Source organism: Cutibacterium avidum 44067 (assembly GCF_000367205.1).
Taxonomy (GTDB): Bacteria; Actinomycetota; Actinomycetes; order Propionibacteriales; family Propionibacteriaceae; genus Cutibacterium; species Cutibacterium avidum.
The window spans coordinates 2,040,266-2,054,476 of sequence record NC_021064.1; the positions used below are offsets into that span (position 1 = coordinate 2,040,266).

14 protein-coding genes are annotated in these 14,211 nt (G+C 63.6%); 3 read left to right on the forward strand and 11 right to left on the reverse strand.

The annotated features are described in order from the left end of the window. Positions 1 to 89 precede the first annotated feature (89 nt). Complete coding sequence (locus tag PALO_RS09460; RefSeq protein WP_004810375.1) at positions 90 to 626, forward strand: phage holin family protein; 537 nt, start codon at positions 90 to 92, stop codon at positions 624 to 626. An 88-nt stretch (positions 627 to 714) separates the two neighbouring features. On the opposite strand, the gene PALO_RS09465 is transcribed toward PALO_RS09460, so the two are convergent. From PALO_RS09465 to nth, 3 genes are read right to left on the reverse strand one after another with little or no spacing between them, the layout of a single operon-like run. Then, a complete protein-coding gene (locus tag PALO_RS09465; protein WP_004810374.1) occupies positions 715 to 1,371 on the reverse strand; it encodes an NUDIX hydrolase in 657 nt (218 codons plus the stop codon). Continuing rightward, positions 1,368 to 1,955, reverse strand: coding sequence for a TlpA family protein disulfide reductase (locus PALO_RS09470; RefSeq protein WP_015583359.1), 588 nt, complete (start codon positions 1,953 to 1,955; stop codon positions 1,368 to 1,370). The genes PALO_RS09465 and PALO_RS09470 overlap by 4 nt, the downstream gene beginning before the upstream one ends. Beyond that, a complete protein-coding gene (gene nth / locus PALO_RS09475; RefSeq protein ID WP_041710137.1) occupies positions 1,952 to 2,677 on the reverse strand; it encodes an endonuclease III in 726 nt (241 codons plus the stop codon). The genes PALO_RS09470 and nth overlap by 4 nt, the downstream gene beginning before the upstream one ends. Before the next feature lie 95 nt (positions 2,678 to 2,772). On the opposite strand from nth, the gene PALO_RS09480 reads away from it, so the two are divergent. Beyond that, positions 2,773 to 3,504, forward strand: coding sequence for a Crp/Fnr family transcriptional regulator (locus tag PALO_RS09480; RefSeq protein WP_004810371.1), 732 nt, complete (start codon positions 2,773 to 2,775; stop codon positions 3,502 to 3,504). 101 nt (positions 3,505 to 3,605) lie between these two features. On the opposite strand, the gene PALO_RS09485 is transcribed toward PALO_RS09480, so the two are convergent. From PALO_RS09485 to PALO_RS09490, 3 genes are read right to left on the reverse strand one after another with little or no spacing between them, the layout of a single operon-like run. Continuing rightward, positions 3,606 to 4,061 (reverse strand): RidA family protein, encoded by a 456-nt coding sequence (locus PALO_RS09485; protein WP_015583362.1) that lies wholly within the window; start codon positions 4,059 to 4,061, stop codon positions 3,606 to 3,608. Next, entirely contained in the window at positions 4,058 to 4,231 is a 174-nt protein-coding gene (gene sp36 / locus PALO_RS12235) for a Sp36 family protein (protein ID WP_004810369.1), read from the reverse strand. The genes PALO_RS09485 and sp36 overlap by 4 nt, the downstream gene beginning before the upstream one ends. After that, entirely contained in the window at positions 4,228 to 4,527 is a 300-nt protein-coding gene (locus PALO_RS09490) for a WhiB family transcriptional regulator (RefSeq protein ID WP_080564865.1), read from the reverse strand. Before PALO_RS09490 ends, sp36 begins: the two co-directional genes overlap by 4 nt. A gap of 112 nt (positions 4,528 to 4,639) precedes the next feature. On the opposite strand from PALO_RS09490, the gene PALO_RS09495 reads away from it, so the two are divergent. Next, positions 4,640 to 5,662: a Gfo/Idh/MocA family protein gene (locus PALO_RS09495; RefSeq protein ID WP_015583364.1), complete on the forward strand. Its 1,023-nt coding sequence runs from the start codon at positions 4,640 to 4,642 to the stop codon at positions 5,660 to 5,662. A gap of 79 nt (positions 5,663 to 5,741) precedes the next feature. Here the strand turns inward: PALO_RS09495 and ileS are convergent, their stop codons facing one another. The 5 genes from ileS to PALO_RS09515 form a co-directional block, all read right to left on the reverse strand. After that, complete coding sequence (gene ileS, locus PALO_RS09500) at positions 5,742 to 9,008, reverse strand: isoleucine--tRNA ligase (RefSeq protein ID WP_015583365.1); 3,267 nt, start codon at positions 9,006 to 9,008, stop codon at positions 5,742 to 5,744. 489 nt (positions 9,009 to 9,497) lie between these two features. Beyond that, positions 9,498 to 10,079, reverse strand: a complete 582-nt coding sequence (locus PALO_RS12125; RefSeq protein ID WP_080564894.1) for a hypothetical protein — start codon at positions 10,077 to 10,079, stop codon at positions 9,498 to 9,500. 11 nt (positions 10,080 to 10,090) lie between these two features. Beyond that, positions 10,091 to 11,242 (reverse strand): membrane protein, encoded by a 1,152-nt coding sequence (locus PALO_RS09505; RefSeq protein WP_036902195.1) that lies wholly within the window; start codon positions 11,240 to 11,242, stop codon positions 10,091 to 10,093. A gap of 50 nt (positions 11,243 to 11,292) precedes the next feature. Further along, positions 11,293 to 12,027 (reverse strand): ATP-binding cassette domain-containing protein, encoded by a 735-nt coding sequence (locus tag PALO_RS09510; RefSeq protein WP_041710139.1) that lies wholly within the window; start codon positions 12,025 to 12,027, stop codon positions 11,293 to 11,295. Between the two features lie 172 nt (positions 12,028 to 12,199). Beyond that, positions 12,200 to 13,507 carry an ISL3 family transposase gene (locus PALO_RS09515; RefSeq protein WP_015582132.1) on the reverse strand — a complete coding sequence of 436 codons (1,308 nt, stop codon included), beginning with the start codon at positions 13,505 to 13,507 and terminating at the stop codon, positions 12,200 to 12,202. Between the last annotated feature and the right edge of the window lie 704 nt (positions 13,508 to 14,211).

The following is a 14,211-nucleotide window of genomic DNA, read 5'->3' on the forward strand; positions in this document are numbered from 1 at the left end:
TCCCTCGACGACAACTCGACCCGAATACAGCAGATCGGACCGATTCCCGTTAGGCTGAGATCACCATATTCATGACGCGGAGGCATCCCATGGCAGACAAGCTCCCGGTTGGCGACACGATCGACAACCTCAAGACGGACGGCCAGAAGTTCGTCCAGGACTCCAAGGCCTTGGTGACGGCGGAGATCAAGCCTGCAGCCAAGCACGCTGGGATTGGTGCCGGCATGTTCGGCGGCGCTGGCTACTTCGGCATCGTCGGCGCACTGCTGCTCTGGCTGTGCGGTGCCTTCGCCTTCTCCCTCATGTGGCAGCACATCGGTGACTGGAGCATCCTGCTGTCCTTGGTCGTTGGTTTCGCGACAATGGCCGTCGTCATGTTCATCCTGGCCGGCATCCTTGCCCTGGTCGGCAAGGGCCAGATCTCCCAGGTCAAGGCCCCTACCGGCGTCGTCGACGAGGCCAAGTCGACCCTCGAGGCCGTCAAGTCGGCCGTTGCCCGTGGCAAGTACAACGCCACTGCCCGCAGCAGCATCGACGCCAACGAGGTGTCCTCGCATGCCGCGTCAGCAGCCACTGGCGTTGCCGCCCCTCGCCGCGCCAGCGGCGCCACGGCTACCCGCCACTGAACTCAGGTTTGACGCTGACCCTCCCACGGCACTGTGGGAGGGTCAGCGTCGTTTTGTGCACCTTGATCTCGTGCTCTGACCTCGAGGATCAGGGGATGTCGTCGGGAGTGGTGCCCTCCGGCAGACGACGAGCCCCCAGATAGCCCTCCGGAATCTCCACCACGCGCTCTCGGTCCCACGGACGCGACCAGCCACCGCGGTCGAGCAAGGACTCGAGGACGTGAGCGGTGAATCCCCAGACGAAGAGGTCCGGCAGCACGAAAGCCGGCCCGCGATACCCCGACGGGTGACGGGTCGTGGCCCGAGCAGCCGGATTGGCCAGGTCCGCCAGCCTGACGCGCTGCACCAGGGCGACCTCGGCGGGATCCACGACCCCGACGGCCCCTTCCCCTCCCCAGGTGGCCACAACGGTGGTGACGTCGGACTGGCTGGCTGCTACGTGGGCCGTCGGGAGCACTCCCCTGACGGTGACGAGACCTCGGTCCAACCCGACCTCCTCACGAGCCTCCCGCAGGGCTGTGTCGACGATGGTGTCATCAGCCTCCTCCGCGCGTCCCCCCGGCAGGGCGACCTGGCCGGCGTGGTGACGCAAGGACAGCGGGCGTCGCGTCAGGATGATGTCATTGTCGGTCTCGCTGACGAGGGCGAGTACTGCTGAGGACCGTCCACCACCGGGACGACGTCCCACCGAGAAATCGGGGTCGTCGCGGCCCAGGCTGGCGATGAGGGTACTCAGATGACTCATGACGGCCTTTCGAGAGCCTTGTCGATGGCGGAGTCGAGTTCCTGCTGGGAGCGCCACTGACCGCTGTGACGGGTGACGATGATGCCGTCCCTGACGATGAAGGTGACGGGGACCCCGCTGACCTGCCATGCGCCTCGGATGGTGCTGTCAGGATCTTGAAGCTGCGGGAAGGCCAGGCCGACCTCGCCGGCGAAGGAGATGACCTCGGATGCGTCGGACTCGGCGTAGTCGACCCCGAGGAAAGCGACCCGGTCGTGATAACGACGGTAGGCGTCTGCGATGAGAGGGGCCTCGCTGCGGCAGGGCCGGCACCACGACGCCCACACCGTCACCAGGGTGACTCCCTTGGAGGTTGCCCTGGCCATCGAGACCGTCGGTCCCTCGCCGAGGCATTGCAGGCCGACGTCAGGCATCGGCCGACCTTCCGCGGCCGTCCCCGAGGTCTTGGAGATGGGCCCTGAGGACAGATGGGAGCAGTCCGGGACGCCGACCTTGTTGCGTCGATGGGCCACGTCGGCGTCTCCACCGCAACCAGCCAGCATGGCGACGGCCATCACCGCGCCGAGAATGATCGTCTTCTTCATCGTCGCGGCTCCCTGACGTGGGCGGCAGCCTCCCCGGGGTCGGTCGGTCCCTCGCCGTAGGAGGGACACCATTCGGCCACTGGGCAGACCCCACATGCTGGGCGTCGGGAATGGCAGCGACGACGACCGTGCCAGATGAGGCGGTGGCACAGCATCACCCAGTCATTCGGGTCGAAGAGGCCGGCGAGATCGGTTTCCACTTTCGCCGGGGTGGTCGCGTCGGTCCAGCCGAGTCGTCGCGACACCCTCATGACGTGGGTGTCCGGGGTGATCCCGGGGACTCCGAAGGCATTGCCGAGGACGACATTGGCGGTCTTGCGGCCCACGCCTGGCAGGGTCACCAGGGAGTCGAGGCCTTCCGGGACGTCGCCGTCGAACTCGTCAACGAGTTTTGCGGCCATCGAGACCAGCCGCACCGCTCGGGTCGGCCCGAATCCCAGGGGTGCCACGACCGTCTCGACCTCGCCGACGTCAGCGCTCGCGAGGGCCTGTGGGTCGGGCCAGCGGGAGAACAGGGTGGGAGTGACGGTGTTCACCCGTCGGTCGGTCGTCTGGGCTGACAGCGCGGTGGCGACGAGGAGCTGGTAGGGGCCGTCGTGGTCCAATTCGCATCGCGCATCCGGGTAGGCCTCGGCCAACAACCTGGCCACCTCGTCAGCGTGCTCCCTACACTGATCCCGACGCACTAAGGTGGTGGATGTGGCTGCCATGATTCCAAGCATAGAAGGAGAAAATGACCCCCGTGCCATCACAAAATGTGACACCTGCCACAATATAGGGACATGCATACGGTGACCCGACCGCCGATGGCCGGACGATGCAGGTGCTCATGAGGGGAGATGTTCGGATGGCAAATGTGGTGGCAACAGCGGCGACCCAACCGTTCTTCGCAGCTCTCGGCCCCGCCTCGGCCGCCCGGATCATGGCGATGTGTGAGGCCTTGGTCTGTCCGCGAAACACGGTGATCTTCGAGGCCGGCGACCCAGCCGACAACCTCTACCTCGTCGTCGAGGGCAAGGTGAAACTCACCCGTTCCACCACTGCCGAAGACCTCACCCCTCGAGACTCGCTGCTGTGGCTCATGGGCCCCGGCGACATGTTCGGGGAACTGTCACTGGTCGACGGCGGCATGCGCTCCACGACGGCCACTACCCTCACCCGCTGCAGCTTGCTCAAGGCACCTGGCATGCAGATGCGCGAACTCGTCGAGACCCGCCACGATGTCGCCCTGGCCATGCTGGGTCGACTCTCGGAGCGACTGCGTCGGGCCGACGACAACACCGCCCACTTCGTCTCCGGTGACGTTCCCAGCCGTCTGGCCTACACCTTGCTCGACCTGGCACGCCGGTTCGGCACCGCGAACCCGTCGACAGGTCACATCGTCGTCCGTCATGACCTCACCCAGCACGAACTCGCGCAGGCCGTTGGTTCCTCCCGTGAGACCGTCAACAAGGCTCTCACCGACTTCACCGCTCACGGCTGGATCGCCGCACGTCCCAAGGTCGTCACGATCATGGAGCCGGAGAAGCTCACGGCGCGCGCCAACTGAGCCCTCAGAAGGCCGCTCCCCCAAGAGGATCCGAGACCGAGAAAAGCGTCCGGGGCCAAGTACGAAACCTGACCTCGGACGCTGTGGTGATCCTTGGGTGATCAGACCTCGACGGTCAGCTCAACCTCGACGGCCGATCCGAGCGGCAGGGTGACCACACCGACGGCGCTGCGGGCGTGACGGCCGTGCTCACCGAAGATCTGTCCGAGCAGCTGGGAGGCGCCGTTGGCGACACCGGCCTGGCCGGTGAAGTCCGGAGCGGAGTTGACGAAGACGACAACCCGGACGACGCGCTTGATGGCATCGAGTCCACCGGCAACGTCAGCGGCAGCCGCGATCGCGTTGAGGACCGCAGTACGTGCAGCCTCGGTGGCCTGCTCCGCGGAGACGGTGTCCCCCACCTTGCCGACGGCGGTGAGCTCGCCGTCGACGAAGGGCAGCTGGCCAGAGGTCAGGATCTGTGCCCCAGTCTGGATGGCCGGCACGTAGTCGGCCACCGGAGCCGCAACCGACGGGAGAGTGATTCCCAGTTCAGCGCACTTCGTCGTGGCACTCATCGGGACTGCTCCTGGTCAGGCAGCGGGCGCTTGAAGTAGCCCACCAGTGATTCCGGATTGGGGCCGGCGACGATCTGGACGAGTTCCCAGCCGTCGGCTCCGAAGTTGTTGAGGATCTGCTGCGAGGCGTGCACCAGAATCGGTGCCGTGAAGTACTCCCATCGAGTCATGACTTCACCCTAGCGGTTTTCGGTTGAGAGCCCTGATCGGCGAGCAACACGTCGCGCCAGCTCGTCACGTCCGGACGCTCGCGCAACAGGCGTCGCCTCTCGCGCTCGGTCATGCCTCCCCAAACTCCCCACTCGAGGCGGTTGTCCAGGGCTTCGGCAAGGCACTCGGGACGCACGCGGCAATCAGTGCAGATCCGCCTGGCGCGGCGCTGCTCCTTCCCGTCCGGGAAGAGGGCATCTGCCATACCGCGGCAGTTCGCGAGGAGTGTCCAATCGTCAGCTTCGTTGCTTCCCACGAGCCTCACGGTACGCGGTACGGATGCCTTTTGACAAGGCACAGCGCCCCCGAATCGACTGCGCATCGGGGCAAATCGTGGTATTGCTCACACCGACGTCTAGAGTTGTGTCATGGACACCACGGCCACCATTGGTTGGGGAATCGCGGGCACTGGACGCATCGCCCGCACGGTTCTCGACGACTTCGCACACGTCCCTGGAGCACGCATTTCCGCCGTCGCGTCGAGGTCGATCGCGCGCGCCGATGCCTTCGCCGATCTGGTCTCCCAGAGCCTCGGCACACCCCGTCCCAACGTCCATGACTCGTATGCCGAAATGATCGCCAATCCCGCCGTTGACGTCATTTATGTGGCAACTCCACACCCTCAGCACCGCCCGATCGCCCTGGCTGCCATCGAGGCAGGCAAGGCCGTTCTGGTCGAGAAGTCCTTCGCTGCCACCGCCGAGGCAGCGACCGAAATGGCCGAGGCTGCTCGGGCTCACGAGGTCTTCGCGATGGAGGGGATGTGGACCCGATTCCTTCCCGTCGTCACCGAGATGATCGACGCCGTCAACAGCGGTGCGATCGGGGAGCCGACAGGTGTTCAGGGGGACTTGTTCGCCCTGCGCGATTATGACCCGGAGGACCGTCTCTTCTCGCCTGCGCTAGGTGGCGGAGTGACCCTCGACCTCGGTGTCTACGCCCTCGATTTCGCCATCCGGCTCCTCGGTGAACCCACCGAGGTCATCGCTCGTGGCAAGCACTTCCCGAATGGCGTCGACTCCGATGCCTCCATGCTGCTGACCTTCCCGAAGGACAAGTTCGCCACACTGGCGATCTCCCTGACCTCCGACGGCCCAGGACGCATGACGATCCAGGGCACTGACGGATGGATCGAGGTGGAGCCCCGGTTCCACCATCCCAGCCGCATCCTCATCCATCGTCGCGGGGTCATCCCGGAGGTCCACAACACTCCTGCCCTGGGACGTGGTTATGCCCACGAGCTCATCGAGGTCTGCGAGTGCCTGCGGGCTGGGCGCACCGAGAGCCAGACAATGCCGCTGGATGCCACCCTGGCAGTAGCTCGCACGATGGCCAACATCCTCGACCAGCTCGGCGTCAAGAATCACGACGACACCGAGTTGCCGTCCTGATCCTGACCCCGATTCTCCCCCTGACAACGTGCATCGGGCGGCCACCTTTGAAGGGTGGCCGCCCGATGTCATGGGTCCATCAAACCTTCTCGACCTTCACGGCGAGGCCGAGCTCCTCGTCGCGGGACCACTGCTCGTCAGCCTCGCCGCGGTTGGCCGAGGTGGCCAGCACCTCGCCGGTGATCTCGTCGAGGTGCTCCTCGATTGCCACCGCCAGCTCACCGTCAGCCTGCCAGGACAGGCAGATGCGGTCGGAGACGTCCAGGCCGGCCTTCTTGCGGCTGTCCTGGATGAACCGGATGACCTCACGGGCCTGACCGGAGCGGGCCAGCTCCGGGGTGATCTCCAGATCCAGGGCCACCGTCTCACCCTGCTCGTTGAGGACGCTCCACCCCTCACGCGGACGCTCGGAGACAATGACCTCGTCAGCAGTCACGACCGCCCTGCCGCCCTCGACCTCGGGCACCTCCAGCTCGACCGAGCCGTGGGAGGCCAGCTCGGAGGCCAGCCATTCCGGATCGGCAGCGGCGATGGCGGCAGCGACCTTCGGGGTGGCCTTGGCGTACTTCTTGCCGAGTGCCCGGAAGTTGCCCTTCGCGGAGTGGTCGACGAGGTCGCCGGCCGCGGTGAAGGAATCCAAGGCCATGACGTTGAGCTCGGAACGGATCTCGGCCTGCAGATCCTCGTCCAGCTTGGCCAGGGCGGCACCCGAGATGAGGGCACGCGACAGCGGCTGACGGATCTTGGCCCTGGCCTCGGCGCGAGCGCCACGACCCAACTCGACGATGCGTCGGGCCAGATCCATCGACTCGGTCAAGGACTCGTCGATGACGGACTCGTCGGCAACCGGCCAGGTCGACAGGTGCACCGACGTCTGGCCCCCAGGATTCGTCGTCACGAAGAGGTCCTGCCAGACGCGCTCAGTGATGAACGGGACCATCGGGGCCATCAGACGGGTGAGTGTCTCGAGGGTCTCGTGCAAGGTCCACAGGGCGCTCTGATCGCCGTCCCAGAAGCGACGCCGGGAGCGACGCACATACCAGTTGGACATCTCGTCGACGAACTGGGCGATGAGGGTTCCGGTGCGCTGGGTGTCGAAGTTGTTCAGTGCCTCGGTGACCTCACGGACGAGGACGTTGGTGGCGCTGACCAGCCAGCGGTCCAGGACGTGGCGCCCGGCGACGGCCGGAGCCGCGGGAGCGGTGGCCGGGGACCAGTCATTGGCGCGGGCGTACAGGGCATGGAAGCTGACGGTGTTCCAGTAGGTCAGCAGGACCTTGCGGACTGTCTCCTGGATGGTCTCGTCACCGACGCGACGAGCGCTCCATGGGGAACCGTCAGCGGCCATGAACCAGCGCACCGCGTCGGCACCGTGCTTGTCCATGAGTGGGATGGGCAGCAGGATGTTGCCCAGGTGCTTGCTCATCTTGCGGCCGTCCTCGGCGAGGATGTGGCCCAGGCACAGCACGTTGCGATACGAGGACTCGTCAAGGACGAGGGTTCCGACGGCCATCATGGTGTAGAACCAGCCACGGGTCTGGTCGATGGCCTCACAGATGAAGTCGCCCGGGTAATGGGCCTCGAACTTCTCCTTGGAACCGGGAACGTGCGGGTAACCCCACTGGGCGAAGGGCATCGAGCCCGAGTCCAGCCAGGCGTCGGCCACCTCGGGGACGCGGTGGTAGGTGTGACCGTCACGGGTGAGGGTCACCTCGTCGATGAACGGACGGTGCGGGTCCATTCCGGTGAGGTCGCGTCCGACATACTGGGACAGTTCAGCCAGGGACTCAACGCAAATGACGTCGGAGGGATCGTCGTCGTTGCGCCACAGTGGCAGCGGGGTGCCCCAGTAGCGCGAGCGGCTGACGGCCCAGTCAATGTTGTTCTCGAGCCAGTCGCCGAAGCGGCCGTGCTTGATCGTCTCGGGGTACCAGGTGGTGCCCTCGTTCTGCTCGAGCAGCTGCTCCTTGACGCGGGTGGTGCGGATGTACCACGACGGTTGGGCGTAATAGATGAGGTGGGTGTCACAGCGCCAGCAGTGCGGATAGGAGTGCCAGTGCATCTCGAGTCGGAACAGGATTCCGCGCTTGTCGAGGTCGTCGCACAGCGGCTTGTCAGCAGTCTTGAAGAACTGCCCACCGACCATCGGGACCGACTCGTCGAAGGTGCCGTCGGGACGGATCGGGTTGACCAGCGGCAGGCCGTAGCGACGGCAGGTCAGCAGGTCGTCGGCGCCGAAGGCCGGAGCCTGGTGGACCAGGCCGGTACCGTCCTCGGTGGTGACGTAGTCGGCGAGGACAACGAAGTTGGCGTCAGCAGGGGTTGGACGGCCGTCGGTGGTGACGCGCTCGGTCCTGGGCCACTCCAGGAAGTCATAGGGACGCTCATAGGCCCAGAACTCCATCTCGGTACCCATGAAGGACTCGCCGGTCAGGCTCCACCCCTCACCCAGCACCTTCTCAAAGAGCGGCTCGGCGATGACGAGGTCCTCGGAGACCGGGTCGTCCCCGGAGATGGTGGCGACGGCGTCGGAACCTTCGGGAACCGGATTCTGGTGAGCGACGACGTAACGCACCTCGGGATGCACCGCGACCGCGGTGTTCGAGATGAGGGTCCACGGGGTGGTCGTCCACACCAGCAACTTGGCGCGACCGGCCAGTGGGCCCGAGGTCACCGGGAAGCGGACGAAGATCGACGGGTCGCGGTCGTCCTGGTAGCCCTGGGCCAGCTCGTGGTCGGACAAGGTCGTGCCACACCGCGGGCAGTACGGAGCGACGCGGTGGTCCTCGCCGAGCAGACCCTTGTCCCAGATCCGCTTGAGGCCCCACCACACCGACTCGACGTAGGACGGGTTCATCGTCCAGTACGCCTCATCCATGTTGACCCAGTAGCCCATTCGCTCGGTGAGCTCGCTGAAAGCGTCGACGTGGCGGGTGACGGATTCACGGCACTTGGCGTTGAAGGGCTCGACGCCGTACTTCTCGATGTCGGGCTTGCCGGAGAACCCCAGCTCCTTCTCGACGGCCAGCTCGACAGGCAGGCCGTGGCAGTCCCAGCCGGCCTTGCGGTCGACGCGGAATCCCTGCATGGTCTTGAAGCGGGGGAAGACGTCCTTGAAGACGCGAGCCTCGACGTGGTGGGTACCAGGCTGACCGTTGGCGGTCGGCGGACCCTCGAAGAAGGTCCACGGCTGACCGTCCTTGGTGGCCTCCAAGGACTTCTCGAAAGTGTGCTCCCGGGCCCACAGATCCATGATCTCGTGGTCCATCGCGGGAAGGTCAATCTGCGGAGGCACGCTGTTGTACTGCCGGCAGTTGTCAGGGCGGACTGAGTTCACATCGGTCATCGCGGCGGGTGGATCCTTCGTCTTGGGTCTCCGAGGGACGAGCACACCGGATTCTCCGGGTACCCGCGGTACCACCCTCCTTGCGCGACGTCGACGACGTCGGCCTCTCGGTTCGTCGATCGCTGCCGGTTCTACTGAGGTGGTGTGTGCACGTACCTGTTCTTCCGGCGGCTCCGAGGTGATCGCCCCATCACTGCCTTGCGGTCGCAAGCATCTTACTCCAACTGGAGAGAATTGTGGCAGGTCTCCGGGCACGGTGGCAATGACGTCGCTCCACGGCGTCTTTGCCACCACCGACGCCACGAACGACCATCATGTACCGAAATGCCACACACCCGGGGTATCCGCCTGCCCGCACGTAGACACGTGATCGAGGCGTCGTACCACAAACGCCGGTGGCACGCAGGTTTCAGAGTCAGCCACGGACCCCGGAGGAACCCTACCTGCCCATACCGGCCAGTTGGCCCCGTCCAAGCGGATCACCCACGGCTACACCACATGGCGAGACCTCACCAGCGAAGTAGAGATCCCCAGAAGGCAAAGGGTCCCTGAGAACACTGCAGACAATGCATCTGTGCGATCCTTCACCGGCCAAGACCACAGAGCTTCGAGACTCGTGGTGCTCCCCGCCACAAGACTCATGAGGACCCAGATAGTGGCAGGTAGGGCTGACAGCCTCTTGACACCAAGTGCGTTGGCGAAAAGGGTCACCCCAGACAATCCGACAATATTTCGCGTGGCAACCATTCCGACGGGAAGATCTCCCACATATGCCACGGTTCCAAGAAGCACGGCCGACGTCATTGACAAGAGGCAATCGGCAAGTGCAGTCCGCCGTCCCGATCCTACTTCCAGCCGCGTGTCACGCCGCGAAAGACACCAACCTTGCACGATGACCACGCACAAGGGAACTACGGCGGCATTAGGAACGTCAACACCGCTCCCGGTCAAAAACGGGGGGATCGTGACCATGACCTCGGAAGTGAGCCCGATGAGGACACAACAAACCACAGTAGCTGCAAGCAAAGATAACAGGGACCGATTTCGCGCCCATGCCCTCCAGCCCAGCACCACATTACGGCTCAACATGTCCGAAGCCGGGCTCGATCTTGTTCAATAATGCTGGCCTGTTTCTCGATCGGCAATCGATCGATGGATTTCAACCACTCACGAGTCTCTGGGGACAATGTCGCGTCTCGCGCCTCGATGCCGGAATGTTCCACCAACCAAGCGACAACACGCTCCTGGACATCTTCCACCCAGATCTCCACTTGGTCTTTACGAGCTTGGCATGGAGCAACAGCCATGCCATCTGCGACTGCTGACAGTGTGGGTCCTGCCGATCCAGACGCATTCTCTGCTGACGCCGACCACCAAACGGTTGTTTGAGTCGATTGTCCAGTGCCCTGCCGATATTCCCTTGGAACATGAATCCCGTTAGCCCTCCACGCAGCATCTGCCTTCTGCACTATGGGACCCAGGAGTTGGAGGTCCTGCGGCCCCCAGGTACACACCGTGGGGTCCTTCAAACACGTCTGTGTTCCAGTTCGAGGCACGGCAGGGAGAGCACCCACACCCTCCACCTCACGGAACCCAATTAACACTGTTGAGACCAGCCCGATAATCAAGACCACGGTCACGATGGCATTTGGATGACGGCGCTCTCTACCCGCAATGAGCGCCATCATCGACACGACAAGAACGCCGCATGCCATCGTCATACCGGCCACAAGGACTCGCGGATCTAGCATCTCCCCCACATTGCAGCAGCTCATGTAATAGCCAACCAGATACCTCAATTCCAGTACCGATACGGCCGGGCCATACAAAACGAGCACAAATGGGACCCCAAGAGCTGTCGGTGCTGCCAATGCCAATGGCCATGACACTCCAATCACGGCACCAAAGACACCCCACGCGAGCATCCAGACAACACCAATCAATGACATTCTTACAATTTGATCCCCAGATCCTGAAAGCAGAACTGAAACACCTACAGCCATTGCGGAGGGAAGAACAGCAATTGCCCACCACGGCGCCACAATTCTCAACCGAGACCGCTTGGATAATCTCTTTAGAATCTGACCTTCGGTAAATCTCCGAAGTTCCAAGCAAGTGCTCAGTGCGACGGGCCCCGCAACCATCATGAATGCGTAAAGTGTGCTGGAAGCTCGCTCAATAGTTGAGTGTGCCGGAGGATTCCCAAATGCTCCATAGCACCACATGAGCAGCATTACCGGCAAAAGACGCACACCATAAGATCGCCGGAGCAGGAGACGCCACGTCATGATGCCTGCTCCGATGCACCCACGACATCGAGAAATGCCGCCTCTGCTGCATGAGAAGATCCCGCACCATGCATCAGGAACTCATCGGTCGATCCGTCGTAGACAATATGCCCCTCATGCAATATCACGACCCTGTTGTACATTGAGTCAATGTCGGAAGTGTCGTGAGTGGACACCACAAAACTACGAGTAGCGCCGAGTTCCGTGAGCAGATTCCGAAATACGTGCTTCTGCGCTGGATCAAGGCCAGCGGTCGGCTCATCGAGCAAAACAATCGGCTGTCCGCCTACCAGAGCTTGAGCCAGACCAACTCGACGCAGCTGTCCTCCTGACAACTGATTGGGCTTGTCCTTAAGGTGGTCTTCCAATTGGACTGCCTCTAGCGCCATAACTGCCCGCTTCTCGCTCTGGGATGAACTACACCCGCCAAGCCAAGCTGAATATGCGACTTGTTCAACCACCCGGAATCCAGGAATTGGCCTGATCTGCTGGGGCATCAGAGACACAACAGAGCGGGGATCCTTGCCTCCATCCACAGCAATTAACCCCGCAGAGGGCCGAAGTTCGCCCGCACATAACCGCAGCAGGGTGGTCTTCCCCGCTCCATTAAGGCCCAAAAGAACCGTCGGCCCCATATCACCCAGAATCAAGTTCAGTTCAGTAAAAAGCCGGGATCTGCGTCGCGGATAGGAGAAATGAACCCCTTCAAGCTGTAGTGTCCGGGTCACCATCGGATCCGGAAATCACGAACAGAAAGCTTCAACCACGTAGTAGATCCCCCCGTCAGGCCAACTAGCCGGAATCTGTAAGTTCCGGCAGGCAGGAGCCCACAGTAAGCGGAACCTGTCTTCGCGCACGACAGCGTCTTGTCACCGAATTTTACATCTGGTCTAAAGTGGCTCTTCAGGATCCAGGGTGTAGTCGGGGTCTGAATCCTCCGGTCTCCAGGAGGGATCTGGTGATGTAGTGGGTGAGGTTCCGGAAGCCCAGGGCGATGCCGCGGAGGTGTTCGAGTCTGCCGTTGATGGCCTCACTAGGGCCGTTCGAGGTCCCCGGGTGGTCGAAGTAGGTCAGGATGTCGGCGGCCCGTTTCTTCAAGGTGTGGCCCAGGGTGGCCACTTCGGGCAGTGCGGCGGGGACTTTGGTGGCGATCGCGTCGATCAGGTGGGCCATGATCGCCCGACCCTCGGCACGGTTTTCGGCGCGGTAGGCGGCCACGACCTCCTGGTAGACGGCCCAGGTCACCTGGACCGGGGCGTGGGCGTCATCGGCGAGCACAGCGTCGAGGCGGGCGGCCTGCCGGTCGGTGAGCAGGTCCCGGCCCGTGTGCAGGGTCAGCCTGACCCCGAACAGGGGGTCGCCCCTGCGGCCCCGATGGCCCGTGGTGTCCTGCTGGACGCGTTGGCGGGTGACATCGAGCTGGTCGCCGGCGAGCTGGACGACGTGGAAGGGGTCCATCACCTCGACCGCGGCTGGCAGTTCCTCGGCGGCTGCGGTCTTGAAGCCGGTGAACCCGTCCATGGCCACCACCTCGATGCGGTCGCGCCAGGCCTGGTCACGGCCGGCCAGCCAGGTTTTGAAGACCTTCTTGGAGCGGCCCGCCACCATGTCGAGCAGCCGGGAGGCCCCGGTGCCGTCGCGTAGCGGTGTCAGGTCGATGATCACGGTGACGTACTTGTCGCCGCCTCTGGTGTGGCGCCACACGTGCTCGTCGACCCCGATGACCTCCACGCCGTCGAAGCGGTGCGGGTCGTCGATGAGCCGACGGGTGCCCTCGGCCAGCACCGCATCATTGGCGGTGGTCCAGTCCACGCCCAGGGATGCGGCGATCCTCGAGACCGGCAGATGATCGAGTACCAGGCCCTCCAGTGCCCAGGCCAGCCCACCCCGCGACAGTTTCGCCCTCGCCTGGGCGGCAGCACTGGTGTCCTGGCGCCATACCCGCCCGCAGCCGGTGCACCGGTACCGGCGCACCCGCACAGCCAGGATCGTGGGCCGGTGCCCGAAAGGAGTATGGGCCAGGCGCCTGACCACCGTGTCACGAGGGATCCCCTGGCATCCGCACCGGTGGCACCACTCGTCGGTCTCGACGACCCGGCAGGCCAGGACCGCCTCCTCGGCACTGATCAGCTGACCGGTGACCTCCAGACCGAGTTCATCGAGACGGGCAAATGTGGTCAGGTCAGGAGCGCCGAAGGTAGCGTGGTTCATGGAGGACCTTGCGATTCACGAGGACAGATCTAGACACTCCGATCCTCGCGCAGGGTCCTCCCTCCACGCACCCCAGCCCCACAGGGCAACTACAGCAGACTCTCACACAGTCCAGCCACAACTACACCCTCAATCCTGAAGAGCCTCTAAAGTCCCTTCCCTGACGCAGATTGTACGTTGCGGTTTTAGGAATCACACCGGCACTATCGGGCGCGGGCGAACACTTCGTGTAGTGCGAGAGGCTAGTCCTGCCGTCATGCCGGTTAGGATCATTCCACTTAGACGATTCATGCCCCACCGCCCAGTTGGAGATGTACGTGTTCTTAGCCCCATCTGGAGTTTCTGCCCATGCCGTAGCGCACCCAATTACGCCGAGACAAGTGGCCGCTATTGTCACGCCTGCAACCGTTCGATTCTTCATACAGCTAGCCCTCGTAGCCTAGTGCCCGCCGCCCCTGGGCGGATCATCGCTAGGCGAGCGTATTCGCAGACATTGGTTGCAGTCAATACGGTGACGACACTCATGGGTTCCCGCGTACGAGAGACCGTGCCTCACCTCATTTTCCCCGCGAAACGGTGTAGGTCAGTCACGGCGGAGAGCCGGTGGTGGTGGGGTGAGACTGCCGATGCCAGCACGGACAGAAGCCATGACGAAAAGGCACGCAACCGGGTATGTGGCTGCCCCAAGAAAAAGGGCAAGAACC

Bases quoted from the DNA above. Each gene is read 5' to 3' on its own strand.
- PALO_RS09505 (WP_036902195.1), bottom strand. From the start codon at position 11,242: ATGCTGCTCATGTGGTGCTATGGAGCATTTGGGAATCCTCCGGCACAC.
- PALO_RS09510 (WP_041710139.1), bottom strand. From the start codon at position 12,027: ATGGTGACCCGGACACTACAGCTTGAAGGGGTTCATTTCTCCTATCCG.
- nth (WP_041710137.1), bottom strand. From the start codon at position 2,677: ATGCTTGGAATCATGGCAGCCACATCCACCACCTTAGTGCGTCGGGAT.
- PALO_RS09470 (WP_015583359.1), bottom strand. From the start codon at position 1,955: ATGAAGAAGACGATCATTCTCGGCGCGGTGATGGCCGTCGCCATGCTG.
- ileS (WP_015583365.1), bottom strand. From the start codon at position 9,008: ATGACCGATGTGAACTCAGTCCGCCCTGACAACTGCCGGCAGTACAAC.
- PALO_RS09460 (WP_004810375.1), top strand. From the start codon at position 90: ATGGCAGACAAGCTCCCGGTTGGCGACACGATCGACAACCTCAAGACG.
- PALO_RS09515 (WP_015582132.1), bottom strand. From the start codon at position 13,507: ATGAACCACGCTACCTTCGGCGCTCCTGACCTGACCACATTTGCCCGT.
- PALO_RS09480 (WP_004810371.1), top strand. From the start codon at position 2,773: ATGCAGGTGCTCATGAGGGGAGATGTTCGGATGGCAAATGTGGTGGCA.
- PALO_RS09465 (WP_004810374.1), bottom strand. From the start codon at position 1,371: ATGAGTCATCTGAGTACCCTCATCGCCAGCCTGGGCCGCGACGACCCC.
- PALO_RS09485 (WP_015583362.1), bottom strand. From the start codon at position 4,061: ATGAGTGCCACGACGAAGTGCGCTGAACTGGGAATCACTCTCCCGTCG.
- sp36 (WP_004810369.1), bottom strand. From the start codon at position 4,231: ATGACTCGATGGGAGTACTTCACGGCACCGATTCTGGTGCACGCCTCG.
- PALO_RS09495 (WP_015583364.1), top strand. From the start codon at position 4,640: ATGGACACCACGGCCACCATTGGTTGGGGAATCGCGGGCACTGGACGC.